Raw genomic sequence first — 25,934 nt, 5'->3', positions numbered from 1 at the left:
CCTTCGGCGCGGGTTCAGCCGGCGTACGCGCCGACGAGACGCACCGCGCCGCCGTCGACACCCTTGGCGCCCTGCTCGAAACCGGTCAGGTCGCGGGCCGCTGTGGAGACCGTGCCGACCGGCCAGGTCGGGATGCCGTCGGCCGTGATCGCGGCGGCGACCGTGCTCGCGGCCTCCGGAGCGACGACGGCGAACATGCCGATGCCGAGGTTCCAGGTGCCCTCCGACGACTCCAGCGTGCTGCCGGCGAGGTCGCTCAGCACCCGGAACACCGGGGTCGGCGACCAGGTGGAGCGGTCGACCTCCACCCACGACCCCACCGGGAGGACGCGAGCGAGGTTCGCCGCGATACCGCCGCCGGTCACATGGCTGAGGGAGTGCACCGCGCCGTTCAGCGACGGCTCGCCGAGTACGCGCAGCAGCGGGGAGGTGTAGAGGCGGGTGGGCTCCAGCAGGGCCTCTCCGACCACGCCGCCGAAGTCGTCCGAGCGGTCCTCGAAGCCGATGCCGCGCTGGGCCAGGATGTGCCGCACGAGCGAGAAGCCGTTCGAGTGGATGCCCGACGACGCCATCGCCAGCACCACGTCGCCGTCGCGCACGCGGTCGGCGCCGAGCAGCTCGTCCGCCTCCACGGCGCCGACGGCGGCACCGGCGACGTCGTAGTCGTCCGGCCCGAGGAGGCCGGGGTGCTCGGCGGTCTCGCCGCCCACCAGCGCGGTACCGGTCGCCTCGCACGCGCGCGCGATGCCCGCGACGATCGTCGCGATACGCTCGGGCACGACCTTGCCGCACGCAATGTAATCGGTCATGAACAGGGGGCGCGCGCCCACCACGACGATGTCGTCGACGACCATGCCGACGAGGTCCTGACCGATGGTGTCGTGCTTGTCGAGCGCCTGCGCGATCGCGACCTTGGTGCCCACACCGTCGGTGGAGGTCGCCAGCAGCGGGCGACGGAAATCCTTCAGCGCCGAGACGTCGAACATCCCGGCGAACCCGCCGACCCCGCCGAGCACCTGCGGGCCCTGCGTGCGCGCGACGGCCGCCTTCATCAGCTCGACGGCGCGGTCGCCCGCTGCGGTGTCGACACCGGCGGCGGCGTAAGAAGAGGACGAGGATGCGGTGGGCTCGGTCACTGCTCCATGGTATCGGGGAGCGCGGCGCCGCCCGGTCGCGCCCCTACTCCTGCCGACCGGGGTCGCCGAAGCTCAGAAGGCGCTCGTACTCCGAGTCAGGCCCGGGCTCGCAGCCGTCGCTCGTGGCGCTCGCGCCGTCATCTGTCTCCGCGACCGTCTGGGCCTCGGCCTCCGGGCGCTCGAGGAGGTTCTTGCCCAGGTGGTGCGCGTCCGGCAGCTCGATCGGGTACACGCCGGTGAAGCACGCCGTGCAGAGGCGCTCGCGCGGCTGCTCGGTCGCGGCGATCATGCCGTCCTCCGAGAGATAGCCGAGCGAGTCGGCGCCGATGGACTGACGCACCTCGTCGACGCCCAGGCCGGTCGCGATCAGCTCGGCACGGGAGGCGAAATCGATGCCGTAGAAGCACGGCCAGGTGATGGGCGGGCTGGAGATGCGCACGTGCACCTCGGCAGCGCCGGCCTCGCGCAGCATCGACACCAGCGCGCGCTGCGTGTTGCCGCGCACGATCGAGTCGTCGACCACGACGAGGCGCTTGCCCTTGATGACCTCCTTGAGCGGGTTCAGCTTGAGCTTGATACCGCGCTGGCGGATGGTCTGCGACGGCTGGATGAACGTGCGGCCGACGTAGGAGTTCTTGACCAGGCCCTGACCGAACGGGATGCCGGAGGCCTGCGCGTAGCCGATCGCCGCCGGGGTGCCGGACTCGGGCGTCGGGATGACCAGGTCGGCCTCTACCTCGTGCTCGCGGGCCAGCCGGCGGCCCATCTCGACGCGGGCCTCGTAGACGCCGCGGCCGGCGATGGTGGTGTCGGGCCGGGCGAGGTAGACGTACTCGAACACGCACCCGGCGCGCTTCTCGGCGGCGAACCGCTGCGTGCGGAGGCCGTTCTCGTCGACGGCGATCAGCTCGCCGGGCTCCACCTCGCGCACGAAGCTCGCGCCGACGATGTCGAGCGCGGCGGTCTCGGAGGCGACCACCCAGCCGCGGTCGAGGCGGCCGAGCACCAGCGGGCGCACGCCCTGCGGGTCGCGCGCCGCGTACAGCGTGTGCTCGTCCATGAAGACCAGGCAGAAGGCGCCGCGCAGCCGGGGCAGGACCTCCAGTGCAGTCGCCTCGAGCGTGTGGTCGAGGTCGCCCGTGAGCAGCGCCGTAACGACGGCGGTGTCGGTCGTGTTGCCGCGGCTCAGCTCGCCGTCGAGCTGCGGGTAGCGGTCGTGCACCAGCTGCATCAGCTCTGCGGTGTTGGTCAGGTTGCCGTTGTGGCCCAGGGCGACGGTTCCGCTGGAGGTGCGGCCCAGCGTGGGCTGCGCGTTCTGCCAGCTGGAGGCCCCGGTGGTGGAGTACCGCGTGTGGCCGACGGCGATGTGGCCGGTCAGCGAGTTGAGCGCGTTCTCGTTGAAGACCTGCGAGACGAGGCCCATGTCTTTGTAGATGAGGATCTTGCTGCCGTCGCTGGTCGCGATGCCCGCGGACTCCTGGCCGCGGTGCTGCAGGGCGTAGAGACCGAAGTAGCTGAGCTTGGCGACCTCCTCGCCGGGCGCCCAGACGCCGAAGACACCGCAGGCGTCCTGCGGGCCCTTCTCTCCTGGAAGAAGATCATGACTCAGACGACCGTCGCCTCCGGCCACAGCGGACCCCTTTCTCGAGGGTTGTCGGGATGTTCAGCTGTCGACGGACGGGCGCTGGTCGCTCGGCCGCGTGTCGCCCGGCTCGGAATCGCTCGCGGAGTCGTTCTCGGTGTCGGGCAGGCGCACGTCGATTCTATCCGCCTGCACGGTGCGCGCCCGGCGGGTCGCCGCCCGGTCGATCAGGAGGGCGACCAGGGCGCCGAGGGCGACACCGATCGTCGCGCAGATCGCGAGCAGGAAGCCGAAGACAGCGCCTCGGTCGTAGGTGGGGTTCTCGGGGAACGAGTACGTGAGGATGAGCGCGACGACGGCGAAGACCACCGCTCCGGTGATCATGAACCGGAAGTACCGCGGAGAGCGCTGGACGCGCACGGCCGCCTCGGTGACGGTGGCCTGCTCTTCGGCCTCGTGCGCGGCGGCCTCCTGCGCCGCGGCCTGGCGCTGCTCGGGCTGCGGCTCTTCGGGCTGCTGCTCGGGTCGCGGGGCGGTGTCGCTCATGGCCTCCATTCTCCCTCACCGCACCTGAGCGCTCGCCCACGGCCCGACGAGGGGTCGCGACTCGCCGTCACCGCTCGCGCGAAGCGGCATGTCGCGTCCCCGCGACAGGAGGCCGAGGTCAGTACCGGAGCGGAACGAGGCCTTCGAGGGACGCCCGCTGACCGGAGGCGTGCACCGCGCCGGACCCCAGCGCATCGTCCCAGGCCAGGCGACCGGAGGCCAGGGCGAGCCAGGTGGCGGCATCGGTCTCGATCACGTTCGGGGGCGTGCCGCGCGTGTGCCGCGGCCCGGGGATGCACTGCACGGCTCCGAACGGCGGCACCCGCACCTCCACCGTATTGCCCGGCGCCCGCTCGGCGAGCAGCTGCAGGAGGTAGCGCACGGCCATCGCCGTCGTGTTGCGATCGGCGTCGTCGCCCAGCGCCGCGCGCACGGCCGCACCGCCGTCCTCCACAGATATCTTCGCCTTGGCCATATCCCCATCCTTCCACCGGGGGTCGGCGCGGCTCGGCAGCGCCCTCTAGCATTGGTCGCGTGAAGATTCTGGTCCTCGGTTCCGGTGCCCGCGAGCACGCCATCATCACCGCGCTCCTGGCCGAGGAGGCGGGCCACGTGATCGTCGCCGCGCCCGGCAACGCGGGGATCGCCGCCGACGTGGCCGTCGAGACCGGGCTCGACCCGCTCGACGGCGCCGCGGTCGCCGAGTACGTGATCGAGAACGGCGTCGAGCTCGTCGTGATCGGCCCGGAGGCCCCGCTCGTCGCCGGTGTCGCCGACCCGCTGCGCACGCGCGGCATCCCCGTCTTCGGCCCCGGCCGCGCCGCCGCCCAGCTCGAGGGGTCCAAGACCTTCGCCAAGCGGATCATGGAGGAGGCCGGTGTCCCGACCGGCCGCGCCGTGCGCGCGAGCACCCTCGCCGAAGCCGAGGGCGCCCTCGACGAGTTCGGGGCGCCGTACGTCGTGAAGGCCGACGGCCTCGCGGCGGGCAAGGGCGTGATCGTCACCTCCGACCGCGCCGCCGCCGTCGAGCACGCGCGCCACTACCTCGTGCAGGGCGGGGTGCTCGTCGAGGAGTTCCTCGACGGGCAGGAGGTGTCGCTGTTCCTCGTCAGCGACGGCCACACCGTCCTGCCGCTCAGCCCGGCGCAGGACTACAAGCGCCTCCTCGACGGCGACGCCGGCCCGAACACCGGCGGCATGGGCGCCTACTCCCCGCTGCCCTGGCTGTCCGAGACGTTCGTCGACGAGGTCATCGACACGATCGCCCTGCCGACCGTCCGGCAGCTCGCCGCCGAGCAGACGCCGTTCATCGGCCTCCTCTACTGCGGCCTGATCGTGACGCCGAAGGGCATCCGGGTCATCGAGTTCAACGCACGGTTCGGCGACCCGGAGACGCAGGTCGTGCTGCCGCGGCTGGTGACGCCGCTGTCGTCGTTGCTATACGCCGCCGCGACCGGCGAGCTGGCCGGCATGCCGCGTCCCGAGTTCGCGCTCGACACCGCGGTGACGGTCGTGCTCGCGAGCGAGGGCTACCCCGAGGCTCCGCAGACCGGTCGCCCGATCACCGGCCTCGACGAGGCGGCGCACGTGCCCGAGGTCACGATCGCGCACGCGGCGACCGCCATCGACCCGCAGACCGGCGCCCTGCTCGCGACCGGAGGCCGGGTGCTCTCCGTGGTCGCGCGCGGCACCTCGTTCGACGAGGCGCGCGAGCGCGCCTACGACGCCGTCGCGCGCATCCACCTCGAGGGCTCGCAATACCGCACCGACATCGCCGCCCGCGTCGCGCTCTCCTGAGCGGCTGGCTGTACAGCTAGCCGAGCAGGCGGGTGAGGAAGGGGTTGCGGAAGCGGCGCTCCGGATCGAGGCGGTCGGCGAGAGCGCGGAACGCGTCGAGCTTCGGGTAGAGGGTCGGGACGACCCCGTCGGCGTCGACGAAGACCTTGCCCCAGTGCGGGCGGGCGCCGAGCGGCAGCAGGGCGGCCTCCACCGCAGGCAGCACGGCCTCCACACCGGCCTGGTCGCGCAGCCACGTGAAGTGGAGGCCGACCGCGTCGGTGCCGTACGCGCTCGAGAGCCACAGGTCGTCGGCCGCGACGGTGCGGATCTCGCTGATCTGCAGCAGGGGCGCGATCACCGGGGCGAGGTTTCGCACCGCACGGATGGCCTCCACCGCTCGCGCACGCGGCACCAGGTACTCCGACTGGATCTCCTCGCCGTTGGAGGGCGTGAACTCGAAGCGGAAGTGCGCCAGCCGCTCGCTCCACGGGCCCACGACGCCGAGCTGCTCGGTGGTGTTGCGGACGTCCATGGTCGAGATCATGTGCCGCGCCTCGGTGAGCGCCGGGGCTCCGAAGAAGTCCTCGCCGATCGCGGTCGGCGCACCGTCGAGCTCCTTCAGCCAGGCGAGCGAGACCGTGTCCTCCTCCCACGTCGTGAACAGCGAGACGCTGTAAGCGGCGGAGGTGACCTCGTCGAACCGGTCGAGCACGGCCTCCCACGGCACACCGGCGAACAGCCGCTGCCGCGCGTCGAAGGTCGGGCGGATGTCGAGCGTGACGTCGGTCACCACGCCCAGGGCGCCGAGCGCGACCGCCGCCCCCGCGAACTCGGTGTCGCCGCGCGTGAGGCTCACCAGCTCGCCGGACGCCGTGAGGATGCGCAGACCGGAGACCGCGGTCGACAGGTTGCCGTTGCGATCGCCCGACCCGTGCGTCGCGGTGGCGATCGCACCGGCCACCGAGATGTGCGGCAGCGAGGCGAGGTTGTGGAGGGCCCATCCCGCGGTCTGGAGCTCGCGGGCGAGATCGCCGTAACGCACGCCGCCTCCCACGGTGACCGTGCGCGCATCGGCGTCGATGCTGATGCCGGCCGGGAGGGAGGCTGTGCTCACTAGCACGCCGTCGACATCGGCGGCCGTGTCGGCGAGGTCGTTGAACGAGTGCCTGCTGCCGAGCGCCCGGATCTTCGGAGCCGTCGTGACGATCTCGCGCAGCTCGTCGAGGTCGGCGGGCTGCAGGATGCGCTGCGCCCGGTACTCGTAGTTTCCCGCCCAATTCTTCTCGCCCACCAGGGTTCCCTCCTCGCGTCGGCGCGCCGTCGGCAGCCGTGTCCGTCGTCCCAGTCTAAGGATGTGAACGTGCACATTTCGCCCTCGGAATCCACGCGGATTCGGTCATTGCCGGGGACGAGTACGCGTGTGTATCGTCTGCCGTGAAAGCGGGACCGGCCCGCAGACGGAGGCACGAGATGGCTGAATTCGAGTACGGTCCGGCGGAGTTCATCGTCGCCCAGTTCGACAACGACAGACCGTCGCCGGGGGTGGTTCAGGCGATCCTCGACCTCGTCGAGAGCGGCACGCTGCGGCTGCTCGACCTCCTGTTCGTCACCCGCCATGAGGACGGCAGCGTCGACATCGTCGAGCTGGAGGAGATCGGCGACGAGATCGGCATGGCCGGAGTCACGCTCGAGGCGAGCGGGCTCGCCGGCGACGAGGACGTCGACTCGATCGCCGAGCTGGTCGAGCCGGGGACCACCGGCGCGATCCTCATCATCGAGCACCTGTGGGCCAGGGACCTGGCGAGCAAGTTCTTCCAGGCGGGCGGTCTGGTCGTGCACAGCGAACGCATCCCGGCGCCGGTGGTCAACGCCGCCATCGCCGAAGACTTCGAGGCGTTCATCGAATCGGACTCAGAGCCGGACATCCAGCCGGTCGAGAAGTAGGGAGCAGACATGCCATTACGACGGATGGGACGACCGGGACTCATCGGCATGGCCGCACGCACCGCGGTCGTGGCCGGTACCGCGACGGCGGTCTCCGGGAGCGTCCAGCGCCACCAGCAATCGAAGGCGCAGGACCAGTACGAGCAACAGCAGTACGAGCAGCAACAGCAGCAGATGGAGATGCAGGCGATGGCGCAGCAGGCTGCACAGCAGCAGGCCGCGCAGCAGCAAGCTGCGATCCCCGCGGCAGCGGCGGCGCCCGCGGACGACATGATGACGAAGCTGCAGCAGCTGGGCACGCTGCACTCGCAGGGCATCCTGTCGGACGAGGAGTTCTCGGCCGCCAAGGCCAAGCTGCTCGCCTGAGGCCGACGAACCCTTCGTCCCGGCACGCCGTTCACGAGCGCACTCGTGCGGCGTGCCGGGACGAATCGTTCGACGTCAGCGGCGGTAGCCGGGGTGTCCGTCGGGGGTGAGATCGGAGGCCGCGGCGAGCTTGGCCAGGAGCGCAGCGAGTGCCTGCTGCTCGCCTGGGTCGAGCGGAGCGAGCACGTCGCGCTGATGGGTCTGCGCGACCTCCCGCAACTGCGCCAGCATGCGTTCGCCGCCGGGCGCGAGCGTGAGGACGTTGTTGCGGCGATCCCCCTCACTGCGCTCGCGGACCACGTAGCCCTTGGTCTCGAGTTCGTCGACGAGTGCGACGAGGCGGCTCGGCACGGTTCCCAGCAGCTCGGCGAGCTCGCGCTGGCTGAGGCCCTGGCGGCGGCCGAGGACGCGGATGGCGCCGGCCTCCCGAGGCGTCAGACCGAGTTCGGCGACCCGGTCGGCGAAGCGGTCGGCCGCGTCGGCTCCGAGCTGGGCGAGCAGGAACGCGGTGCGCGGGGGCGCTCCGCGGCGGGGCCGGGCCGACGGGACGCCGTCTGGACCGGGTTCGGCGGCGGGGTCGGTGAGGGGAGCGTTCGTCACGGATCCAGAATAGCGCTTGCGCGTAACGATTACACTATGTAACGATTATCGACATGAACGATATTCAGCCGACCTCCCGTCGTCGCGGCTCGGGCGGGCCTCCGCTCGGCATTCTCGCGATCGTGCACGCGGGGCTGTTCCTGCTCGCGCTGCTCGTCGGCGTGCTGCTCTCGGGCACCGGCGCCTTCCTCTCGCCGTTCGCCGGCGCCGATGCCGTCGCCGCCCACGCGCACGCCGACTGGGCCGCGATCCGTGTCGGCGCGATGCTGCAGTTCGGCTCGGCCGTCCCGCTCGGCATCTACGCCGCGACCGCGTTCGCTCGCCTGCAACGACTGGGCGTGCGCGTTCCTGGCCCCGCGATCGGCTTCGCCGGAGGGCTGACCGCCTCCATCATGCTCATGGTGTCGGCGCTCGGCAGCTACCTGCTCAGCCGGCCCGAACTGACCGCCGACCCGCACCTCGCCCTCGCGTTCTCCTTCCTCGCTTTCGCCGCGGGCGGCGTCGGCTACGTCGTCGGCCTGGGGTTGCTGATCGCGGGGATGGCGGTGCCGGGGCTCATCCTCGGCCTCCTCCCCCGGTGGCTGGCCTGGGTCGGGCTGGTCGTCGCAGCACTTTCCGAGCTCTCGTTCCTGTCGCTCGCCGTCGAGCCCCTGCAGTTCCTCCTGCCGGTCGGACGATTCGTGGGGATGGCCTGGTTGATCGCCGCCGGTTTCCTCCTGCCACTCGACCGGCGCGAGGTGCGCGATGCCCGCGGCGGAGGCGGCGCGCGCGGCGCTCAGACGGAGGTGCGATCGTGACCGACGCGCTTCCCGCCGACACCCGGATCGCCCTCGTCCTCGGCGCCGACGGCCGGATCGGCAACGCGATCTGCCACGCGCTCGGCGAGGAGGGGCTGGCGGTCGTGCCGTGCGCCCGCGACGTGCAGGCACTGGCGCGACTCCGGAGCGAACTTGTGGACGCCGCGCTCGATTGCCCGCGCACCATCGCGGTCGACGCCACCGACGACGCCGCGCTGGCGTCCGCGGTCGCGGAGGCGGCCTCCCTCGGCGATCTCGCCGTCGCGGTCAACAACGTGGGCCGCGGCCACCGACCGATTCCGCTCGCGGACATGCCCCTCAACGAGTTCGACTCGGTCGTGTCGGTCACGTTCCGCAGTGTGGCGGTCGCGATGCGCGAGGAGGTGCGGGCCATGCGCGCTACCGCCGGGCCTCGGGCGATCGTCAACGTCTCGTCGACCGCCGGTGTGAGCGGCGCCCCGGGCATGGCCGCGTACACGGCGGCCAAGCACGCGATCGTCGGGCTCACGCGCACGACCGCACTCGACGAGGCCCGCGCGGGCATCCGCGTGAACGCCGTGGCGCCGGGTCCGATCGAGTCCGGCCCGATCATGAAGCAGGACCCGGCTGTGCGCGAGCGGGTCGGCGGCTACGTGCCGCTGGGGCGCATGGGGTCGCCGGCGGAGGTCGCGGCGGCCGTGGCCTGGCTCGCGTCTCCCGCGGCCTCCTACGTGACCGGGACCGTGCTCGCGGTGGACGGCGGCCGCACGATCTGACCGGCCGTCGCCTCTACGATGGACGGGTGAGCGAACTGGCAGGCTGGAAGCACGTCTACTCCGGGAAGGTCCGCGACCTGTACGTGCCGGAGGGCGCGGACGGGCTGGAGGACACCGACGCCGTGCTCGTCGTGGCCTCCGACCGCGTGAGTGCGTTCGACCACGTGCTCGAGCCGGGAATCCCCGGCAAGGGCGAGCTGCTCACCACCCTGAGCCTATGGTGGTTCGACCGGCTGCACGGCGTCCCCAACCATCTGATCCCCGACCACCGCCTCGACGGCGACCGGGTCGTCGAGCGGATCCCGGCCGACGTGTCGGGCCGCGCGATGCTCGTGAAGCCTCTGGACATGTTCCCGATCGAGTGCGTCGTGCGCGGCTATCTGACCGGCAGCGGCTGGGCCGAGTACCAGCAGTCCCAGAGCGTCTGCGGCGTGCCCCTGCCCTCCGGTCTCACCGACGGCGACCGCCTCCCCGAGCCGATCTACACTCCCGCGTGGAAGGCTCCGCTCGGCGAGCACGACGAGAACATCAGTTTCGAGCGCACCGTGGAGCTGGTCGGCCCGCAGATCGCCGAGGAGCTGCGCCGGCTCTCGCTCGAGGTGTACGCGCGAGGTGCGGCGATCGCCGAGGACCGCGGCGTGATCATCGCCGACACGAAGTTCGAGTTCGGCGCCGACCGGACGACGGGCGAGATCACCCTCGCCGACGAGGTGCTGACCAGCGACTCCAGCCGGTACTGGGACGCCCGGGTGTTCGCGACCGCCTCAACGGCCCGCGAGCGGATGGCGAGCTTCGACAAGCAGATCGTGCGGGACTGGCTGGCCGCCAACTGGGACAAGACCGGTACGCCTCCGCACCTCCCCGACGAGATCGTGGCCCGCACCGCCGACCGCTACCGTGAGCTGCTGCGGCGGCTGACCGGGGAGTAGGCGTCAGGAGGCGCATTCCCCCGCGCGCATGCGGACGGCGGTAGCGTCGCGCCATGGATACGAACACAGCGCTCCCTGCCTCGATCGCGGAGGCCACTACCGTCGCGACCGCCGCCCTCTCCGACGCCGCGGTGCGCCTCGGCATCCCGGTCGCCGTCGCACCCGTCACCCTCACCGCTCTCCTCCCCGGACGCCCTTTCCAGGGACCGGCCGCACCGGTCACGCACCTCGGCAGCGTGGACGTCCTCCTCGAGACGATCGACGACGCGCCGCCCGGGGCAGTGCTCGTGGTCGACAATGGAGGCCGCCGCGACGAAGCCTGCGTCGGTGACCTCATGCTGCTGGAGGCTGCCGGCGCCGGGATGGCCGGCGCGGTCATCTGGGGGCTCCATCGCGACACCGCCCAGCTGCGCGAGATCGGCCTCCCGCTGTTCAGCCTCGGTGCGCATCCGTTCGGGCCGCGGCGCGTTCCTCCGGCCGGCACGGCCATGCGCAGGGCGTTCCTCGACGGGGTCGCCGTGGCACCGGGCGACTGGATCGTAGGGGACGACGACGGCATCCTCGTCATCGCGGGCGGCCACGACGACGAGCTCTTCGCGGAGGCGCAGCGCATCCAGTCGGTCGAAGGCGCCCAGGCCGACCGGATGCGGGCCGGTTCCTCCCTGCGCGACCAGCTCGACTTCCGCCGCTACCGCGAGCTCCAATCCGCCGACCCGACGCTGACGCTGCGCCGCTACCTCGCCGAGACCGGTGGGGCGATCGAGACCTGAAAGCACGGGAGACGAAATTCTTGCGGCCCCCCGGCTGTTGAATCTCCCATGCCCGAACTCCTGCCTGCCGACTCCGCCATGGGAGCGGTGACGCTGCGCGTCGCCGATCTCGATGCGATGACCGCCTATTACCGCGACGCCGTCACGCTGGCCGTGCTGGCCGCCGAGGGCGGACGCGTCATCCTGGGCCGAGGGGCGACCCCGTCCGTCATCCTGGAGCATGCGCCGGAGCTGAAGCACGCCTCACCCGGCGAGGCCGGCCTGTTCCACACGGCGATCCTCTTCGACAGCCAGGAGGCCCTCGCCGCCGCGGTCTACTCCGTCGCGCGACGCGCGCCCGGCACGTTCACCGGCAGCGCCGACCACCTGGTGTCGCAGGCCTTCTACTTCACCGATCCGGAGGGCAACGGCGTCGAGCTGTACTGGGACCGCGACCGCAGCCAGTGGAGTTGGACCCACGGTCAGGTGGAGATGGACACGCTCTTCCTCGACCCGAACGCGTTCCTCCGCGAGCACCTCACCGACCGTGGCGCCGCGCTGGCCGAGGCCGCTGCGGACACGCCCGGCGACGACCCGCGATTCGGTGACGCGACCGTCGGCCACGTGCATCTCTCGGTGGGCGACGTCGCGACTGCGCGCGCCTTCTACGTCGATCGGCTCGGATTCGAAGCCACGGCCTCCGTCGGCTCGTCGGCACTGTTCGTCTCCGCAGGCGGCTACCACCACCACATGGCGATGAACACCTGGAACAGCCGAGGTGCGGGCGCGCGACGGCTCGCCCTCGGACTCGGCGAGGTGGAGCTGCGCCTCCCCGGGGCCGACGACATCGGCGCCCTGACCGAGCGGATGCGGCACTACGGGGTGCAGACGCGCGACGACGGCCGCTCGGTCGCCTTCGACGACCCGTGGGCGAACGCCGTGCGGGTGGTCGCCGAGCCGTAGCGGAGGAGATCCGCGGCGCCGTGACGCCGGAAAGCAGCGAAGGGAGGACTCCCGGGCCGGATCGGCTCGGGAGTCCTCCCTTTGTTCAGGCGTTCGTCAGTCGGTGGCCGGCGCGGCGTGGATGCCGTGGTGCTCGTCGCCGTCGCGAAGCGCTTCGGCCGGTTCGGCCGCGTGCGCGCCGTGCTGCACCGCGTCGATCGGTGCCGCGGCGGCGTGAGCGCCGTGCGCGGCTCCGGCCGCCGCGGGCTCCGCGGAGCCCAGCGTCGCCTCGGCCTGTGCTCCCGCAGGGGCCACGGCGCGCGGTCCCCACGCGGGCGGACGGGGCTTCTCCCACCAGATGACGATGAGGGCGCCGAGGAAGGCGACGGCCGCCGGCAGCAGCAGGGCCTCCGACATCGCCTGGGTGAACCCGGCGTGCAGGAAGGTCGGCAGCTCGGTGCCGGTGGTGGTGGCCGGAGCCGCGCCGCCCGGCGCCTTCGGCAGGTCGGCGGCGAGACGACTCGTGATGAGCGCCGAGATGGAGGCGCTGCCGAGCACCGCACCGATCTGGCGTGTGGTGTTGAAGACGCCCGACCCCGCACCCGCCTGGTCCATCGGAAGGTTGCGGGTCGTGGTCGCGGAGATCGGACCCCAGACACCGGACATCGCGATGCCGAGCAGGGCGCTCGGGACGAGCAGCCACCAGATGCTGACATCCGGCGTGAGCATCCGCGAGTAGAGGAACAGCGACAGCGAGAAGAGCACGAGGCCCGGGGTCGCGACCCACTTCGGGTTGATCTTGTCGATCAGCCGGCCCATCACCGGGGCGAGCACGCCGGAGAGCACCGCAGTCGGGGCGAGCATCAGCGCCGACTCGGTCGGGGTGAGGCCGCGGACGGTCTGGAAGTAGAACACCAGCGGCAGCGCCATACAGGTCACCGCGAAGCCGACCGTGGTGATCGCGCCGTTGCTGAGCGAGAAGTTGCGGTCTTTGAACAGCGGGAGCGGAAGCAGCGGCTCCTTCTTGTTGAGCGCCTGCCAGACGACGAACGCGATCAGGACGACGATGCCGGCGATGATCAGACCCCACACGCTGAACGGGCCGTCGCCGATGGTCCCCCAGTTGTAAGTGCCGCCCTCCTGAATGCCGAAGACCAGCAGGAACATGCCGACGCCCGAGAGCAGCACGCCGAGGATGTCGAAGGCGTGCGTGTGCGTCGGCAGCTTGGGCACGAGGCGCATCGCGAGGATGAAGGCGACGATTCCGACCGGCACGTTGATGAAGAAGATCCACTCCCAGCCGAGCGTGTCGACGAGGACACCGCCGAGCAGCGGGCCGATCAGGGTCGCGACGCCGGCGACGGCGCCCCAGAGGCCCATGGCGGCACCACGACGGTCCGGCGGGAAGATGCGGGTGATGACGGCCATCGTCTGCGGGGTCATCAGCGCGGCGCCGAGACCCTGCACGACGCGGGCGGCGATCAGCATCCCGATGCCGCCTCCCGGCAGCGCTCCGGAGAACCCGCACCACGCGGAGGCCAGGGTGAAGATCACGAGCCCGATGAGGTAGATGTTCTTGGGGCCGAAGCGGTCGCCGAGGCGACCGGTGATCAGCAGCGGGACGGCGTACGCGAGCAGGTAGGCGCTGGTGACCCAGATGACCGCGTTGTAGTCCGTCCCGAGGTCGAGGCCCTTCATGATCGACGGGTTGGCGACCGACACGATGGTCGTGTCGATCAGGATCATGAAGAACCCGATGACGAGCGCCCAGAGGGCGGGCCACGGCTTCAGTTGGCGTTCCATGTGATTCTTTCTCTCAGTGCTTCTTCTCCTCGTCCCAGGAGATGGATCCCGAGTCGAGGTCGTCGATGAGGGCTTCGAGGGCGGAGGCGTCGGCCTCCGCCATCGTGCGCAGGTAGCGCACGTCGAGCCAGTACTTGGCGGGCAGCTCCTTCGCCGTGACGCGGCGGATGCCGTCGTCGAGGAGCGCGATGTCGGCACGGAGCAGGCCGACGCGCTTGCGCAGGAGGTCGATCACGGTCTCGAGCGGGAGGTTGTGCGCCTCGCCGAGGCCGAGCGGGAACTCCGGGAACTCGTTGACCGGCGTCGCGATGATGTCCGCGACGCGTTCGCCCAGCGCCAGGGTGCCCTCCTCCGTGATCTCGTAGGTGGTGCGCTCCGGGCGGTTGCCCTCGCGCTCGGTGCCGGTCGACCGGACCAGGCCCTGGCGGGCCAGCCGGTCGACCGTGTGGTACAGCGATCCCGGGCGCACCTTGACGAGCCGGTCCTCCGAGCGCATCACGAGCGTCTGATACATCTCGTACGGGTGCGTCGGCCCCTCGGCGAGCAGCGCGAGCGCTGCGACGGCGAGAGGTGTCAGGGAGGGGGAGTGCGGCATGGATCTCTCGGGTGGTGGATGATGATCGGAGAGGATTATTCCACATGGAATAATACGCGAGGGGCAATCGCGACGCAAGCGGCTACGGCTTAAGGCCGCGGTTCAGCTCGATCAGCTGCTCGGCGAAGAGCGCCGCCCCGCCCTGCGCGGGGGGCCGGATCGCCGGCGCCTCCACGCCCGCAGCGGCGATCGCGCCCTGCGCCTTGCGCCCGACGGCGACAACAGTCTCGATGTCGAGCGCTCGGATCAGCTCGAGCGCGACCGGCGCCCCGGCCCGCACCTCGGCGGGCCTCGGCGTGCGATTGGTGCGCGGGTCGCCCGCCACGAACGGATGCAGGGGATACACCGGCCACGACAGGGGGATCGGCCCGCGCCAGTCGCGCAGCGTCGCCCACACCACCCGACTGGAGGCCTCCCACGGCGCCTGCGGATGTTCGGGGAGCTCCAGCCCGGCCTGCGCCTCCCGAACGGACACGAACGGCACTCCCGTCACGGTCATCCCCCGCCACCCCGGCGCCTCGCCGAGCAGCAGCACGGGCGCGTGCGGCATCGCGAAGTAGCGGCGGAGGTTGCGCTCGCGGCGCCGCCCCTCGGCGTCGTCACCGTAGAGCGGCTCTGCGTCGACGGGTTCGGGCAGCGCGCGCAGCAGCTCGAAGAAGCGGGCGAGCGGATCGGCGGGCACGCCTCCACCCTGGCACGAGGGCGGCGCGCGCGTCAGCGCCGCCGGTCAGTGCACCGCAGCGGCCCCGCGCGGCTTCGACATCCGGTCGATCGCGGCGAGCGCCACGGCTGACACGATGAACACCAGATGGATCATCACCTGCCAGAACACGCCGAGCGAGGTGTACCGCTCCCCGTCGATGGAGCCGCCGTTCGTGGCGCCCAGGTCGCCGACCGCGATGAACGTCTTCAGGAGGTGGATGGACGAAATGCCGATGATCGCCATCGCGAGCTTGACCTTCAGCACGTTGGCGTTGACGTGCGAGAGCCACTCGGGCTGGTCGGGATGCCCCTGTACGTTCACGCGCGAGACGAACGTCTCGTAGCCTCCGATGATCACCATGATGAGGAGGTTGGCGATCATCACGACGTCAATCAGCCCGAGCACCGCCAGCATGACGTAGGCCTCGTCGACGTGGCTCGGGTCGGAGATCACCTCCTCGGTGAGGTGCCACAGTTCGACCACGAACACGTAGACGTAGACGGCCTGCGCGACGATCAGGCCCAGGTAGAGCGGGGCCTGCAACCACCGGCTGGAGAAGATCAGGGCACCGATCACGCGGCTCGGCATCCGAGGGGACGGTGACGCGGCTGGGCGCGGCGCGGGCGGTGCGGGCGGCTGGTCGTCGGCGGCGGGCTGGGCGGTGGTCGGGGCGACAGGGGTCTCGATCACGGGTGTCCTCACGGTCGGGCGGATCCCAGAATACGAACCCGAAAATGTGAGAACGCTCAGGAAAGAACTACGGCCGCACCGCCACCCGCGCAGAACCTCGGCACACCAGCGCCGCATCCACCTCGGCGAGGGGGAACACGGCGCCGACCTGCTGAGCGAACGGATACTTGGCGCCCGCGTCGGTCAGGAACCGCACCGCCTCCTCCAGGTGCCGCGGCGCGTAGTTGTGGACGCCGCGGATGGTGAGCAGGTGCCGCACGAGAAGGTCGGGGACGACCGGCAGCTCCGGGCCGGGCGACACCGAACCGGCGAGGACCAGCACGCCCCCCACGTCGACGACGGAGAGCAACGAGCGGACGGCGGATGCTGCACCTGAGAGCTCGAGGGCGATCGAGGGCACGGAGGCGCGGCCTCCCGCCTTGGCCAGCGCGTGCTGCAGACCCGAGCGGGCTCCCGGCGCGGCGTTCGGGTCGGCGACCGCGAGGGCGCCGAACAGCAGCGCGGTCTCGCGTCGTTCCGGGAGGGGGTCGATCACGACGACCTTCGCCCCCGCCTCCGTCGCCATCGCGGTGGCCGTCAGTCCGAGCATCCCTGCGCCGGCGATGACCAGCAGCGCTCCGTCGAGCGGGACGATCGCCGCCGCTGCCTCGAGCGCCGCCGCGACCGTCGCGGTGGAGCACGACGCGGGTGCGAGCACCTCGGCCGCGACGCCCTCGGGGACGGCCACCAGCGGGGTGCCGTCCAGGATGTGCGTGTGCGTGGCGAAGCCGCCCGAGAGCTCCCAGCCGCGCCGCATGCGTTCGTGCCCGTACTTCTGGAGGCTCACGCACTGCTGCGGGACGCCTCGGCGGCACCGCGCGCACCGGCCGCAGGGCACGGCGGCCGACCAGACCACCCGCTCCCCGAGCGCCACCCGCTTGCCGTCGGTCGTCTTCGCGCCGCCGCGGCCGAGTGCGATCACCCTGCCGACCTGCTCGTGACCCAGCACCAGCGGCGTGGAGGCCGGCCGATGGCCGAGCACCGTCTCGACATCGGACCCGCAGACCGTCGCGAGCTCCACCTCCACGAGCGCGTCGCCGGGCGCGAGCCGCACACCGGGCACGGCGACCGCCTCGTGCGTGTGCCCCTCACCCGGCCACACCATCGCGGTGGCCGACGGATACACGCTCACCCCCATCCCCAGGCTCGCCGGTGGCTCGACGACGCGCGGGGTCACTGCTTTGATCGTCACCGCGGGGTCTGCCCCTCCGGCTGGTCGTCCGCGTCGAGGTCATCGAAGTCGTCGAAGTCGTCGAAGTCGTCGAAGTCGTCGAAGTCGTCGTCGAGCCTGTCGACGTGCTCCAGGTCGTCGAGGCCGAGCAACTCGCCGAGGTCGGCGACGCTCGCGACGACGGCATCGGCTCCGGCAGCGGTGAGCGCGCGCTCGTCGTTCGAGCCCGTCAACACCCCGACGACGAGACCGGCGCCCGCGGCCAGGCCGCTCGCGATATCGGCGGAGGTGTCACCGACGACGACCATCCCCTCGACGGTGGACGTCCCCGTCCGCAGCAGCGCCGTCAGCGGGAGGTCGGGGTACGGGCCGCCCCGGCCCGCCTCCGCCGGGGTGAGGGTGAGGTCGGCGAGGTCGCGCCAGCCGACGGCGTCGAGCACGGCGTCGGCAGTGGCGCGCGAGAGCCCGGTGGTCAGGACGACGGCCACGCCGATCGCGCGCAGACGCCGGATGATCTCCGCGGCCCCGGGAACGGGCCGGATCCCGCCCGCGGCCGCGAGCTCGGCGTAGGACGACTCGAAGACGGCGTTGGCGTGCTGCGCCTGCTCCTCATCGCCGGTGAGGGCGCGGAAGACCGCCACGGTCGAGCGACCCGTGGTCGCGCGGACGAACGCGAGCGCGCGCTCGAACTCGTCGTCGGACTCGGCGATGCCTGCGGCGTCTGCGGCGCGCTCGAACGCCCGCTCCACGAGGCCGTCGTCGACCACGGTGGTGCCCGTCAGATCGAGCACCACGACTTCGAGGTCGGCGAGGTCGTCGGGATCCTCGCCTTCGTCGACGGCGGCGGCGACGGCGGCGACATCGGCGTCGATGATCGCGGCGTCGTCGAACTCACTCGTGATGAGTCCTTCAGGGGACATGGCAGAAGCCTTTCTGTGCGGTCTTCCTGGTCGGCGGGGCGGGTGTCGGCGGGGCGGTCGGTTGCGGGGCGGTCGGTGGTGGGAGGCCGGCTCGGGCGGCCGGCGGAGGTCAGCGGGAGCGGGCGGCCCCTGCCGCGGTCAGCACTCCCGGAGCGGTCGAGAAGAGCTCATCGACGACCCGGTCCGCGAGACCGAGTCCGGTTGTCATGCCGATGCCACCAGTGACGGAGACGACCCTCACCGACGGCGCCGGGGACGACACGAGGAAGTCGTCGGGCGCCGCTGCATCGATGCCCTGCCAGCGCTCGAGTACTCGCACGCGGCCGAGCCCGAAGAGCGTCCGTGCGCGCTCGACGAGCAGCTCGGAGGCGGACTCCGACTGGAACGGCGACACGTCGTCACCGCGGTGGCGGGTGTGGCCGAGGATCAGCGCGCCGTCCGGTCGCTGCACGTACATCAGGTCGGCGTCGAGGGCGGCCGGCACCGGATCCTCCGCGGCCAGCCGTTCGCGCAGCGCGTCCGCAGACGGGGTGTGCGCGAACCCGGGGAGGCGCAGGAGCGACCACCCGGTGAGCACGGGCGCCGCGAGCGGTTCGTCCAGCTCGGCCTCCACGAGCATCATGTCGAGACCGCAGCGCTGGATGCCGTTCGCCTCCGCGATGCCGGGGAAGAGCTGGTCGACGTCCTGATTCACGGCGACGACCACCGCGTCGGCCGACACGCGTCCGCGCGAGGTGTGCACGCGTCCTGTCTCGACGCCGGTCACTGTCGTCTGCCAGAAGAAGTCGACCCCGTGCGCGTCGAGCCAGCGCGCGATCGCGGGGGCCGCCTCGCGCGGATCGACCTGGAGGTCGGCCGGAAGATGCGCACCGCCGACGGCGACGCCGTCTCCCACGGGGATCCGCTCCCGCACCTGCGCGGGCGTGAGCAACCGCACATCGTGGCCGCCGCGCCGATCGCGGAACTCCTGGAGCACGTCCAGCTCGTCCGGCGCCTGGGCGACGACCACCGCGCCGGACTCGCGCAGCCAGAACCCCGCCTCGACCGACAGGGTCAGCCACAGCTCGCGTGCCAGCTCGGCGTACGCCCGCGCTTCGCCCTCCTGACCGGTGATGCCGAGATGGCCGAAGTTGCGGATGGACGCGCCGTTCACGCTCGACGCCCGATCGACGACGGCCACGGTGAGGCCGCGGCGCAGGGCCGCGACGGCATGGCCGAGTCCGACGATTCCACCGCCGACGATCGCGAGGTCGTAGTGCCTGCCCATGCCCGTCTCCCGTCCGCGTGCCGACGCAGCGCCTCCACGCTAGGAGGCAGCGACGACGGAGGCGGCAACTCCGGGTAACCGGCGGGTGAACGGAGGCGAACGTGCGGGTGCCGATCGGCCTCCCGCCGCCCTTCGTGCCCCGCGAGCGGCTTACCTGTTGCACTTTCGTGACGATCGACGCAGAATCGCAACATGGCTGTCAACGAGAACACCCGAGAGTTCGACCCGGACATCGTCACCGACTTCCGTGAGCGGATGTCGTACGGGTCGTACTTGGACCTCGGCACTTTGCTCAGCGCACAGAAGCCGGTGAGCGTCCCCGAGCATCACGACGAGCTGCTGTTCATCATCCAGCACCAGACGACCGAGCTCTGGCTCAAGCTCGTGCTGCACGAACTCGAGGACGCCCGCGACCTGCTCCGGGCCGACCAGCTCCCGCAGGCGCTCAAGCGCATCGCGCGCGTCAAGCACATCCAGAAGACGCTCACCGAGCAGTGGTCCGTGCTCGCCACCCTGACGCCGACCGAGTACGCGCAGTTCCGCGGATTCCTCGGCAACTCGTCCGGTTTCCAGTCGTACCAGTACCGCGCCGTGGAGTTCGTGCTCGGCAACAAGAACCGGCGCATGCTGACCGTGTTCCGCGACGACCCCGACGCCCTGGCCTTGCTGACCGAGCTGCTGGAGGCGCCCAGCGTCTACGACGAGTTCCTGCGGTACCTGGCGCGCGCCGGCCACCCCGTGCCGCAGTCGGTGCTCGACCGCGACGTGACGGAGGCCCACGTCTTCTGCCCAGAACTCGTCCCCGTCTTCCGCGACATCTACGAGCACGCCGCGGAGCACTGGAGCGAGTACGAGGCCTGCGAAGAACTGGTCGATCTGGAGGACAACTTCCAGCTCTGGCGCTTCCGCCACCTCAAGACGGTGCAACGCACCATCGGCATGAAGGTCGGCACCGGCGGCTCGAGCGGCGTGTCCTTCTTGCAGAAGGCCCTCGACCTCACGTTCTTCCCCGAGCTCTTCGCGGTGCGCACCGAGATCGGCGCGCCGGAGTGAGCAGCGGCGGGCTCGTCCGAGTCGACGCGCTCTGGACCGGCGACCGCTTCACCGGCCCGACCCTCCTCTCGCTCGTCGGCGAGCGCCTCCAGCGGGCGACGGACGTCGCGACCACGTCGAACGTCGTCGAGCTCGGCGGCACCCTCTTCGCGTCGCTCACCGACCACCACACGCACCTCGGCCTGAGCAACCCCACCGCACTCTTCCGCGGTGGCATCACGCACGCGGTCGACCTGGGCTGGGTCCCGTCCGTCGCCGCCACCTGGCTGCGTGACGTGCGCGACCGCCCGGCCGTCGCCATCGCGGGCGCGCTCCTCACCGCTCCCGGTGGCTACCCCGTGATGTCGGGGTGGGCTCCTCCCGGTGCGGCGAGCGAGGTGGGCGGCCCCCGGGAGGCCGGAGAAGCAGTGCAGCAACAGATCATGACAGGAGCCTCCCGCATCAAAGTCGCGCTCAACAGCGACGCGGGCGAAACCGTGGACAACCTGACCTTGAGCGCGATTGTGCAGGAGTCTCATGCGGCCGGCATCCCGGTCGTCGCCCACGTGGAGGGCGTCGGCCAGACCGCCCGAGCCCTGCGCGCCGGCGTCGACCAGCTCGCCCACACCCCGTTCAGCGAACGCCTCGACGACGGGCTTGTGGCCGAGGCGGTCGACGCGGGGATGAGTTGGATCAGCACCCTCGACATCCACGGCTGGGGCACGCCGACCGCCGCGTTTCGCATCGCCGTCGACAACCTCCGCCGCTTCGCGGCCCGCGGCGGGCGCGTGCTCTACGGCACCGACCTCGGCAACGGCGACCTCCCGGTCGGCGTGAACGCGCGCGAACTCGCCGCCCTCCAGAAGGCAGGGCTGAACGGCCCCGCCCTCCTCCGCACGATCGCGGACACCACCAGCACCAGCGGCACCAGCACAATCGAAACCACCCCACCCCTCGGCCCCCGCGTCGCCTGGGTCCCCTCCCCGCCTCCCGCAGAACCCGCCCGCCTCGCCGCCTGGCTGGCCGGCGCGCGCGGCCTCCACCTCTCCGACCTCGCGCCCATCCGACAGGAGCACTCATGACCGACACCCCCACTGACGACCCCTTCGCCGACGACGAGGCCCTCGACGGCGACCCTCTGGCGGCGGCGCGCGCACTCGACGCCGCCGACCCCCTCGCCGCCTACCGTGAGCGCTTCGTCGGCGTCACGCCGAGCGCTGCGACTCCGGAGCCCGTGCTCGCCTACTTCGACGGCAACTCGCTCGGCCGCCCCGCCGTCGCGAGCGTCGAGCGCCTCCAGCGCTTCGTGATCGACGGCTGGGGAGGCCGCCTGATCCGCGGGTGGGACGAGGAGTGGATGGAACTCCCGTTCCGCATCGGCGACGACCTCGGCTCCACCGCCCTCGGCGCCGGAACCGGCCAGGTCTTCATCGGCGACTCGACGACGGTCCTGCTCTACAAGCTCGCGCGCGCGGCCGTCGACTCCTTGCCCGAGCGCAGCGAGATCGTGCTGGACACCGACAACTTCCCGACCGACCGCTACGTGCTCGACGGCATCGCGCGCGAGCGGGGCCTCGACCTCGTCTGGATCGAGGCCGACACCGAGGCCGGCGTCACCCCGGAACAGGTCTCCGCGGCCGTCGGACCGCGCACCGCACTGGTGGTCCTGAGCCACGTCGCCTACCGTTCCGGCTTCCTCGCCGACGCCCGGGCGATCACCCGCATCGTGCACGACGCGGGCGCGCTCGTGCTGTGGGATCTGTGCCACTCCGCCGGATCCGTGCCCGTCGAGCTCGACGACTGGGAGGTCGACCTCGCCGTCGGCTGCACCTACAAGTATCTGAACGGCGGCCCGGGTTCGCCCGCCTTCGGCTACGTGAACGAACGCCTGCAGAGCCGGCTGGTCCAGCCGATCCAGGGCTGGATGGGCGTCCGCGACGTCTTCCTGATGGGACCGGAGTACCAGCCGGCCGACGGCCTCCGGCGCTTCCTGTCCGGCACCCCGCCGATCGTCGGGATGCTCGCCCTCCAGGACACCGTCGCGATGATCCGCGAGTGCGGCATCCAGGCGGTGCGCGACAAGTCGGTCGCCCTCACCGAGTTCGCGCTGCGCCTGGCCGAGACCTGGCTGACCCCGCTCGGCGTCGCGCTCGCGAGTCCGCGCGACCCTGAGCGCCGGGGAGGTCACCTCACGCTGAACCATCCGGCGATGCGGGAGGTCACCGCGCGGCTCTGGGAGCGGGACGTCATCCCCGACTACCGCGATCCCGGCGGCCTCCGGATCGGCCTGTCGCCGCTGAGCACGAGCTTCGAGGAGGTCGCGGTCGGCCTGGCCGCCGTGCGCGACGTGCTCGGGGAGCTGATCCACGAGTGACCATCGGCCGCGAGGATCTGGAGGCGCGCAGCGGCTCGGCCACCGCCCTGCTCCGCACGGTCGTCGGCAGCACGCTGCGCCCGATCGGCGGCTGGATGAGCTCTGCGGGCGCGGTCGAGCTGATGGGCGCGCTGGGCTTCCCCGCCGCGACCGCGCGTTCCAGTCTCGCGCGGCTCTGCTCGCGCGGCGTGCTCGTCCGCGAGCCGCTGGACGGCGTGGCCGGGTACTCGCTCGACCCGGAGGCCGTGCCGATGCTCGAGCGCGGCGACGCCCGCATCTTCGGCGAGCGCCGCGCCACCGAGCACTGGTGTCTGGTCTCCTTCTCGTTCCCCGAGCACCAGCGCTCCCTGCGCCATCAGCTGCGCCGGCGGCTCGCGGCTCTCGGCTGCGGCACCGTCGCGGACGGGCTATGGATCGGCCCCGACCGTCTCGAGCCCGAGCTCGCGGAAGTCGCGGCCGAGTTCGGCGCCGACCTCTTCACCGGAGCCCGGCCCGCCGCCGACGCAGCGGAGCTCGCGGTCGCCGTCTCCCGCTGGTACGACCTGGAGGCCCTCCGCGCGCTGCACGAGTCGTTCCTCTCCCGGTTCGGCGACACGACGGTGCCCACCGCCGACGCCGAGGCGTTCGCGCTGTGGATCCGCGTACTCGACGAGTGGCGCGTGATCCCGTATCGCGACCCGGGCTTCCCCGCCGCCGCGCTGCCGGCCGAATGGCCCGGGGAGGCCTCCGCGGCGCTGTTCGCCCGCCTGCACCGCGACCTCGCCCCGCGCGCCGTCGCCTTCGCCTCCCGCGAGGCCGCGGTCCCGTCGCGCACCTAGATTCTCTGCGCGTCCGACGCCCTCCCGGGTGAATTCGCGCGTGCTCGGAGGGTCGCGCCGCCACGGTAGAATCGCTGCTGGCCCCGGATGCGCGAGTGGAGCGGAGATCACCCTTGTCGACGATCGTTGTTGAAGTCATGCCCAAGGCAGAACTGCTCGACCCGCAGGGCAAGGCCGTCGCCGGCGCCCTGGCCCGCATCGGCAAGGGCCAATTCTCGGCCGTCCGGGTCGGCAAGCGCTTCGAGTTGAGCGTCGACGGCCCGATCGACGACGCGACCAAGGCCGCCGTCGAGGAGATCGCGAACGAGATCCTCTCCAACTCCGTGATCGAAGACGTCGTGGGCATCCACTACCCGGAGGGCGACGCCTGATGCGCATCGGCGTCATCACGTTCCCCGGCTCGCTCGACGACCGCGACGCACTGCGCGCCGTGCGGCTCGCCGGCGCGGAGCCTGTCGCGCTCTGGCACGGCGACCACGACCTCCAGGGCGTCGACGCCCTCGTGCTGCCGGGCGGGTTCAGCTACGGCGACTACCTGCGCTGCGGCGCCATCGCGAGCCTCTCGCCGATCATGACCGAGGTCGTTGACGCCGCCGGCCGCGGGATGCCGGTGCTCGGCATCTGCAACGGCTTCCAGATGCTGGCGGAGGCGCACCTCGTCGCCGGCGGCCTGATCCGCAACGACCACGGCAACTTCATCCGCCGCGACCAGCACCTCGTGGTGGAGAACACCAGCACCCCGTGGACGAGCGGCTTCGAGCAGGGCCAGGAGATCGTCATTCCGCTCAAGAACGGCGAGGGCGGCTTCATCGCGTCCGCCGAGGAGCTGAAGCGGCTCGAGGGCGAGGGCCTCGTGGTGTTCCGCTACACCGGCGTCAACCCGAACGGTTCGCTCGACGACATCGCCGGCGTTCGCAATGAGCGCGGCAACGTCGTCGGCCTGATGCCGCACCCCGAGCACGCGGTCGAGCCGGGCTTCGGCCCCGACACCGCGGCCGCGATGCGCTCCGGCACCGACGGACTCACGTTCTTCACCTCGGTCATCCGTTCGGCCCTGGTCGAGGCCTAGCAGCACGACCCCGGCCGGCGGAGTCCCCGTCGGCCGACGCCAGCTGGCGCGCGAGCACATCCGCCTGGTGGCGGTACCCGACCGTCTCGTAGCCCACCACGACGACCGCGGGCGACAACGTCACCAGCATGAGGCTGACCCCGAGCGAGCCTCCCGCCGCCGCCAGCCAGACCGCCGCGACCAGCGTCGCCACCGTGCCCGCGAACAGCCCGACGTGGAACGAGTCGCCCTCGTGCACGAGGTAGGTGTAGAGCAGGAACAGCACGACCGAGAACAGCAGCACCGGCACCGCGACGCTCACGATTGCGCCCGTCACCCCGATCTCGGCCTGACCCTCGATCAGATACGCGACCACGTGCAGTCCTGCGCCCGTCGCGGCGATGGAGGCGAACAGCAGCACGTGACTGTATCCCCACACCACCGCGCGCCCGCGGTACCGGCGCAGGATCGCGGACGAGGGGATGATGAAGTACGTCCACCACAGGCCGAACGTGAGCCCGACCCCCGCCACCGCAACCAGCGCGGCCTCCACGCTCCACCCCTGCTCGGCCACGAGCGCCGACACCGACGTGACCGTGCCGAAGAGCACCTCGCCGAGGGCGATGATCGTCAGGAGGCCGTAGCGCTCCGCGATGTGCGCGGCGTTCCAGGGCGTGCCGCCGAGCCGGGTCTCCGCGAAGGCCGGGCCCCCGAGCTCGAGAAGGTAGAGCAGCACCGCGACGATGAGCACGGTGATGAAGTCGGGCGCCGCGATCACGAGCACGACCCAGCCGATCTGGGCCGCAGTGACGAAACAGGCGTAGGTCAGCGCCACCCTTCGTCGCACCTGGTCCTGCACCGCCGCGCGGAGCCACTGCGCGACCATGGCGATCCGCATCACGACGTAGCCCGCGACCAGGCCGCCGATCAGGAAGCTCCCTCCGTGCTCGACCGAGGCGAAGAGCTGCGGCAGCCCGAGCGCGAGCACGACCACGCCGACCATCTGCACCATCGTGGTGACGCGATAGAACCAATCGTCGGTGTCGTACGCGGACGCGAACCAGGAGAAGTTGATCCAGGCCCAGCAGATCGCGAACATGGCGAAAACGAACGCGGCGATCCCGGCCGCGACCTCCCCGACAGCGAGCAGGTGAGCGAGCTGGTCGCCGGCCTGGCCGAACGCGACGACGAACGTGAGGTCGAACAGCAGCTCCAGCGGCGTCGCGGCACGATGCGCCTCTCCGGGGTCGCGGCCGGTCATCCGCATCAGACGATGGTTGAACCCGGCTCCGGCGCTCGGCGGTGAGGTCGGCGGCGTGCTCGGCGATGTGCTCTCGGACACACGCCCA

Annotated in this window: 28 protein-coding genes; 14 read left to right on the top strand and 14 right to left on the bottom strand. The window is 71.6% G+C overall.

Features of this window, described 5'->3' with window-relative positions:
• Nucleotides 1-14: 14 nt before the first annotated feature.
• The 4 genes from purM to ASF88_RS00575 all read right to left on the bottom strand — a co-directional run bounded on the left by purM (nt 15) and on the right by ASF88_RS00575 (nt 3,739).
• Nucleotides 15-1,136 carry a phosphoribosylformylglycinamidine cyclo-ligase gene (gene purM / locus ASF88_RS00590; protein WP_055912819.1) on the bottom strand — a complete coding sequence of 374 codons (1,122 nt, stop codon included), beginning with the start codon at nt 1,134-1,136 and terminating at the stop codon, nt 15-17.
• Nucleotides 1,137-1,179: 43 nt separating this feature from the next.
• Nucleotides 1,180-2,766, bottom strand: coding sequence for an amidophosphoribosyltransferase (purF, locus tag ASF88_RS00585; RefSeq protein WP_055912816.1), 1,587 nt, complete (start codon nt 2,764-2,766; stop codon nt 1,180-1,182).
• Between the two features lie 33 nt (nt 2,767-2,799).
• The gene (locus tag ASF88_RS20855) at nt 2,800-3,264 is read right to left on the bottom strand and encodes a hypothetical protein (RefSeq protein ID WP_235493213.1); all 465 of its coding nucleotides are present in this window, start codon (nt 3,262-3,264) and stop codon (nt 2,800-2,802) included.
• A 118-nt stretch (nt 3,265-3,382) separates the two neighbouring features.
• Nucleotides 3,383-3,739 (bottom strand): sterol carrier family protein, encoded by a 357-nt coding sequence (locus ASF88_RS00575; protein WP_055912813.1) that lies wholly within the window; start codon nt 3,737-3,739, stop codon nt 3,383-3,385.
• A gap of 59 nt (nt 3,740-3,798) precedes the next feature.
• Here ASF88_RS00575 and purD point away from each other — a divergent pair, with 59 nt between their 5' ends.
• Entirely contained in the window at nt 3,799-5,061 is a 1,263-nt protein-coding gene (gene purD / locus ASF88_RS00570) for a phosphoribosylamine--glycine ligase (protein ID WP_055912810.1), read from the top strand.
• 16 nt (nt 5,062-5,077) lie between these two features.
• Here the strand turns inward: purD and ASF88_RS00565 are convergent, their stop codons facing one another.
• On the bottom strand, nt 5,078-6,334 hold the full coding sequence (locus ASF88_RS00565; protein WP_055912807.1) for an FAD-binding protein: 1,257 nt from the start codon (nt 6,332-6,334) through the stop codon (nt 5,078-5,080).
• 179 nt (nt 6,335-6,513) lie between these two features.
• Here ASF88_RS00565 and ASF88_RS00560 point away from each other — a divergent pair, with 179 nt between their 5' ends.
• Together ASF88_RS00560 and ASF88_RS00555 are read left to right on the top strand one after the other, a co-directional pair.
• The gene (locus ASF88_RS00560; RefSeq protein ID WP_055912804.1) at nt 6,514-6,987 is read left to right on the top strand and encodes a DUF6325 family protein; all 474 of its coding nucleotides are present in this window, start codon (nt 6,514-6,516) and stop codon (nt 6,985-6,987) included.
• Nucleotides 6,988-7,011: 24 nt separating this feature from the next.
• Nucleotides 7,012-7,353, top strand: a complete 342-nt coding sequence (locus tag ASF88_RS00555; protein WP_055912801.1) for an SHOCT domain-containing protein — start codon at nt 7,012-7,014, stop codon at nt 7,351-7,353.
• A gap of 75 nt (nt 7,354-7,428) precedes the next feature.
• Here the strand turns inward: ASF88_RS00555 and ASF88_RS00550 are convergent, their stop codons facing one another.
• Nucleotides 7,429-7,953, bottom strand: a complete 525-nt coding sequence (locus tag ASF88_RS00550; RefSeq protein WP_082518652.1) for a MarR family winged helix-turn-helix transcriptional regulator — start codon at nt 7,951-7,953, stop codon at nt 7,429-7,431.
• Nucleotides 7,954-8,006: 53 nt separating this feature from the next.
• Between ASF88_RS00550 and ASF88_RS00545 the strand changes: the two genes are divergently transcribed.
• From ASF88_RS00545 to ASF88_RS00525, 5 genes are read left to right on the top strand one after another with little or no spacing between them, the layout of a single operon-like run.
• Nucleotides 8,007-8,750: a hypothetical protein gene (locus tag ASF88_RS00545; RefSeq protein WP_200935209.1), complete on the top strand. Its 744-nt coding sequence runs from the start codon at nt 8,007-8,009 to the stop codon at nt 8,748-8,750.
• Complete coding sequence (locus ASF88_RS00540; protein ID WP_055912798.1) at nt 8,747-9,505, top strand: SDR family NAD(P)-dependent oxidoreductase; 759 nt, start codon at nt 8,747-8,749, stop codon at nt 9,503-9,505. The genes ASF88_RS00545 and ASF88_RS00540 overlap by 4 nt, the downstream gene beginning before the upstream one ends.
• Before the next feature lie 26 nt (nt 9,506-9,531).
• A complete protein-coding gene (locus ASF88_RS00535) occupies nt 9,532-10,434 on the top strand; it encodes a phosphoribosylaminoimidazolesuccinocarboxamide synthase (RefSeq protein ID WP_055912795.1) in 903 nt (300 codons plus the stop codon).
• 53 nt (nt 10,435-10,487) lie between these two features.
• Nucleotides 10,488-11,204 carry an RraA family protein gene (locus ASF88_RS00530; RefSeq protein WP_055912792.1) on the top strand — a complete coding sequence of 239 codons (717 nt, stop codon included), beginning with the start codon at nt 10,488-10,490 and terminating at the stop codon, nt 11,202-11,204.
• 48 nt (nt 11,205-11,252) lie between these two features.
• Nucleotides 11,253-12,146: a VOC family protein gene (locus ASF88_RS00525; protein ID WP_055912789.1), complete on the top strand. Its 894-nt coding sequence runs from the start codon at nt 11,253-11,255 to the stop codon at nt 12,144-12,146.
• Between the two features lie 96 nt (nt 12,147-12,242).
• Here the strand turns inward: ASF88_RS00525 and ASF88_RS00520 are convergent, their stop codons facing one another.
• The 7 genes from ASF88_RS00520 to ASF88_RS00490 form a co-directional block, all read right to left on the bottom strand.
• Nucleotides 12,243-13,928: a DHA2 family efflux MFS transporter permease subunit gene (locus tag ASF88_RS00520; protein ID WP_055912786.1), complete on the bottom strand. Its 1,686-nt coding sequence runs from the start codon at nt 13,926-13,928 to the stop codon at nt 12,243-12,245.
• 13 nt (nt 13,929-13,941) lie between these two features.
• The gene (locus ASF88_RS00515) at nt 13,942-14,523 is read right to left on the bottom strand and encodes a PadR family transcriptional regulator (protein ID WP_055912783.1); all 582 of its coding nucleotides are present in this window, start codon (nt 14,521-14,523) and stop codon (nt 13,942-13,944) included.
• An 82-nt stretch (nt 14,524-14,605) separates the two neighbouring features.
• Nucleotides 14,606-15,205, bottom strand: a complete 600-nt coding sequence (locus tag ASF88_RS00510; RefSeq protein WP_055912781.1) for a uracil-DNA glycosylase — start codon at nt 15,203-15,205, stop codon at nt 14,606-14,608.
• 45 nt (nt 15,206-15,250) lie between these two features.
• Nucleotides 15,251-15,916 carry a TIGR00645 family protein gene (locus ASF88_RS00505; RefSeq protein WP_235493212.1) on the bottom strand — a complete coding sequence of 222 codons (666 nt, stop codon included), beginning with the start codon at nt 15,914-15,916 and terminating at the stop codon, nt 15,251-15,253.
• A 67-nt stretch (nt 15,917-15,983) separates the two neighbouring features.
• Nucleotides 15,984-17,147: an alcohol dehydrogenase catalytic domain-containing protein gene (locus tag ASF88_RS00500; protein ID WP_055912778.1), complete on the bottom strand. Its 1,164-nt coding sequence runs from the start codon at nt 17,145-17,147 to the stop codon at nt 15,984-15,986.
• On the bottom strand, nt 17,144-18,046 hold the full coding sequence (locus ASF88_RS00495) for an HAD family hydrolase (RefSeq protein WP_082518650.1): 903 nt from the start codon (nt 18,044-18,046) through the stop codon (nt 17,144-17,146). Before ASF88_RS00495 ends, ASF88_RS00500 begins: the two co-directional genes overlap by 4 nt.
• A 109-nt stretch (nt 18,047-18,155) precedes the next feature.
• Complete coding sequence (locus tag ASF88_RS00490; protein ID WP_055912775.1) at nt 18,156-19,313, bottom strand: TIGR03364 family FAD-dependent oxidoreductase; 1,158 nt, start codon at nt 19,311-19,313, stop codon at nt 18,156-18,158.
• 192 nt (nt 19,314-19,505) lie between these two features.
• On the opposite strand from ASF88_RS00490, the gene kynA reads away from it, so the two are divergent.
• The 6 genes from kynA (at nt 19,506) to purQ (ending at nt 24,606) form a co-directional block, all read left to right on the top strand.
• Nucleotides 19,506-20,366: a tryptophan 2,3-dioxygenase gene (gene kynA / locus ASF88_RS00485; protein WP_055912772.1), complete on the top strand. Its 861-nt coding sequence runs from the start codon at nt 19,506-19,508 to the stop codon at nt 20,364-20,366.
• The gene (locus tag ASF88_RS00480) at nt 20,363-21,427 is read left to right on the top strand and encodes a hypothetical protein (protein ID WP_055912770.1); all 1,065 of its coding nucleotides are present in this window, start codon (nt 20,363-20,365) and stop codon (nt 21,425-21,427) included. The genes kynA and ASF88_RS00480 overlap by 4 nt, the downstream gene beginning before the upstream one ends.
• Complete coding sequence (locus ASF88_RS00475) at nt 21,424-22,719, top strand: kynureninase (protein ID WP_055912767.1); 1,296 nt, start codon at nt 21,424-21,426, stop codon at nt 22,717-22,719. Before ASF88_RS00480 ends, ASF88_RS00475 begins: the two co-directional genes overlap by 4 nt.
• The gene (locus ASF88_RS00470) at nt 22,716-23,537 is read left to right on the top strand and encodes a PaaX family transcriptional regulator (protein ID WP_082518649.1); all 822 of its coding nucleotides are present in this window, start codon (nt 22,716-22,718) and stop codon (nt 23,535-23,537) included. Before ASF88_RS00475 ends, ASF88_RS00470 begins: the two co-directional genes overlap by 4 nt.
• A gap of 113 nt (nt 23,538-23,650) precedes the next feature.
• On the top strand, nt 23,651-23,908 hold the full coding sequence (purS, locus tag ASF88_RS00465) for a phosphoribosylformylglycinamidine synthase subunit PurS (RefSeq protein ID WP_200935208.1): 258 nt from the start codon (nt 23,651-23,653) through the stop codon (nt 23,906-23,908).
• Nucleotides 23,908-24,606: a phosphoribosylformylglycinamidine synthase subunit PurQ gene (gene purQ, locus ASF88_RS00460; protein ID WP_055912758.1), complete on the top strand. Its 699-nt coding sequence runs from the start codon at nt 23,908-23,910 to the stop codon at nt 24,604-24,606. The genes purS and purQ overlap by 1 nt, the downstream gene beginning before the upstream one ends.
• On the opposite strand, the gene ASF88_RS00455 is transcribed toward purQ, so the two are convergent.
• Nucleotides 24,578-25,927 (bottom strand): low temperature requirement protein A, encoded by a 1,350-nt coding sequence (locus ASF88_RS00455; protein ID WP_235493211.1) that lies wholly within the window; start codon nt 25,925-25,927, stop codon nt 24,578-24,580. The two genes, purQ and ASF88_RS00455, sit on opposite strands and share 29 nt — an antisense overlap.
• Nucleotides 25,928-25,934: the final 7 nt, after the last annotated feature.

The organism is Leifsonia sp. Leaf336 (genome assembly GCF_001423695.1).
In the GTDB taxonomy this organism is placed as follows: domain Bacteria; phylum Actinomycetota; class Actinomycetes; order Actinomycetales; family Microbacteriaceae; genus Leifsonia.
This window is presented reverse-complemented; position numbering and strand designations above follow the sequence as displayed.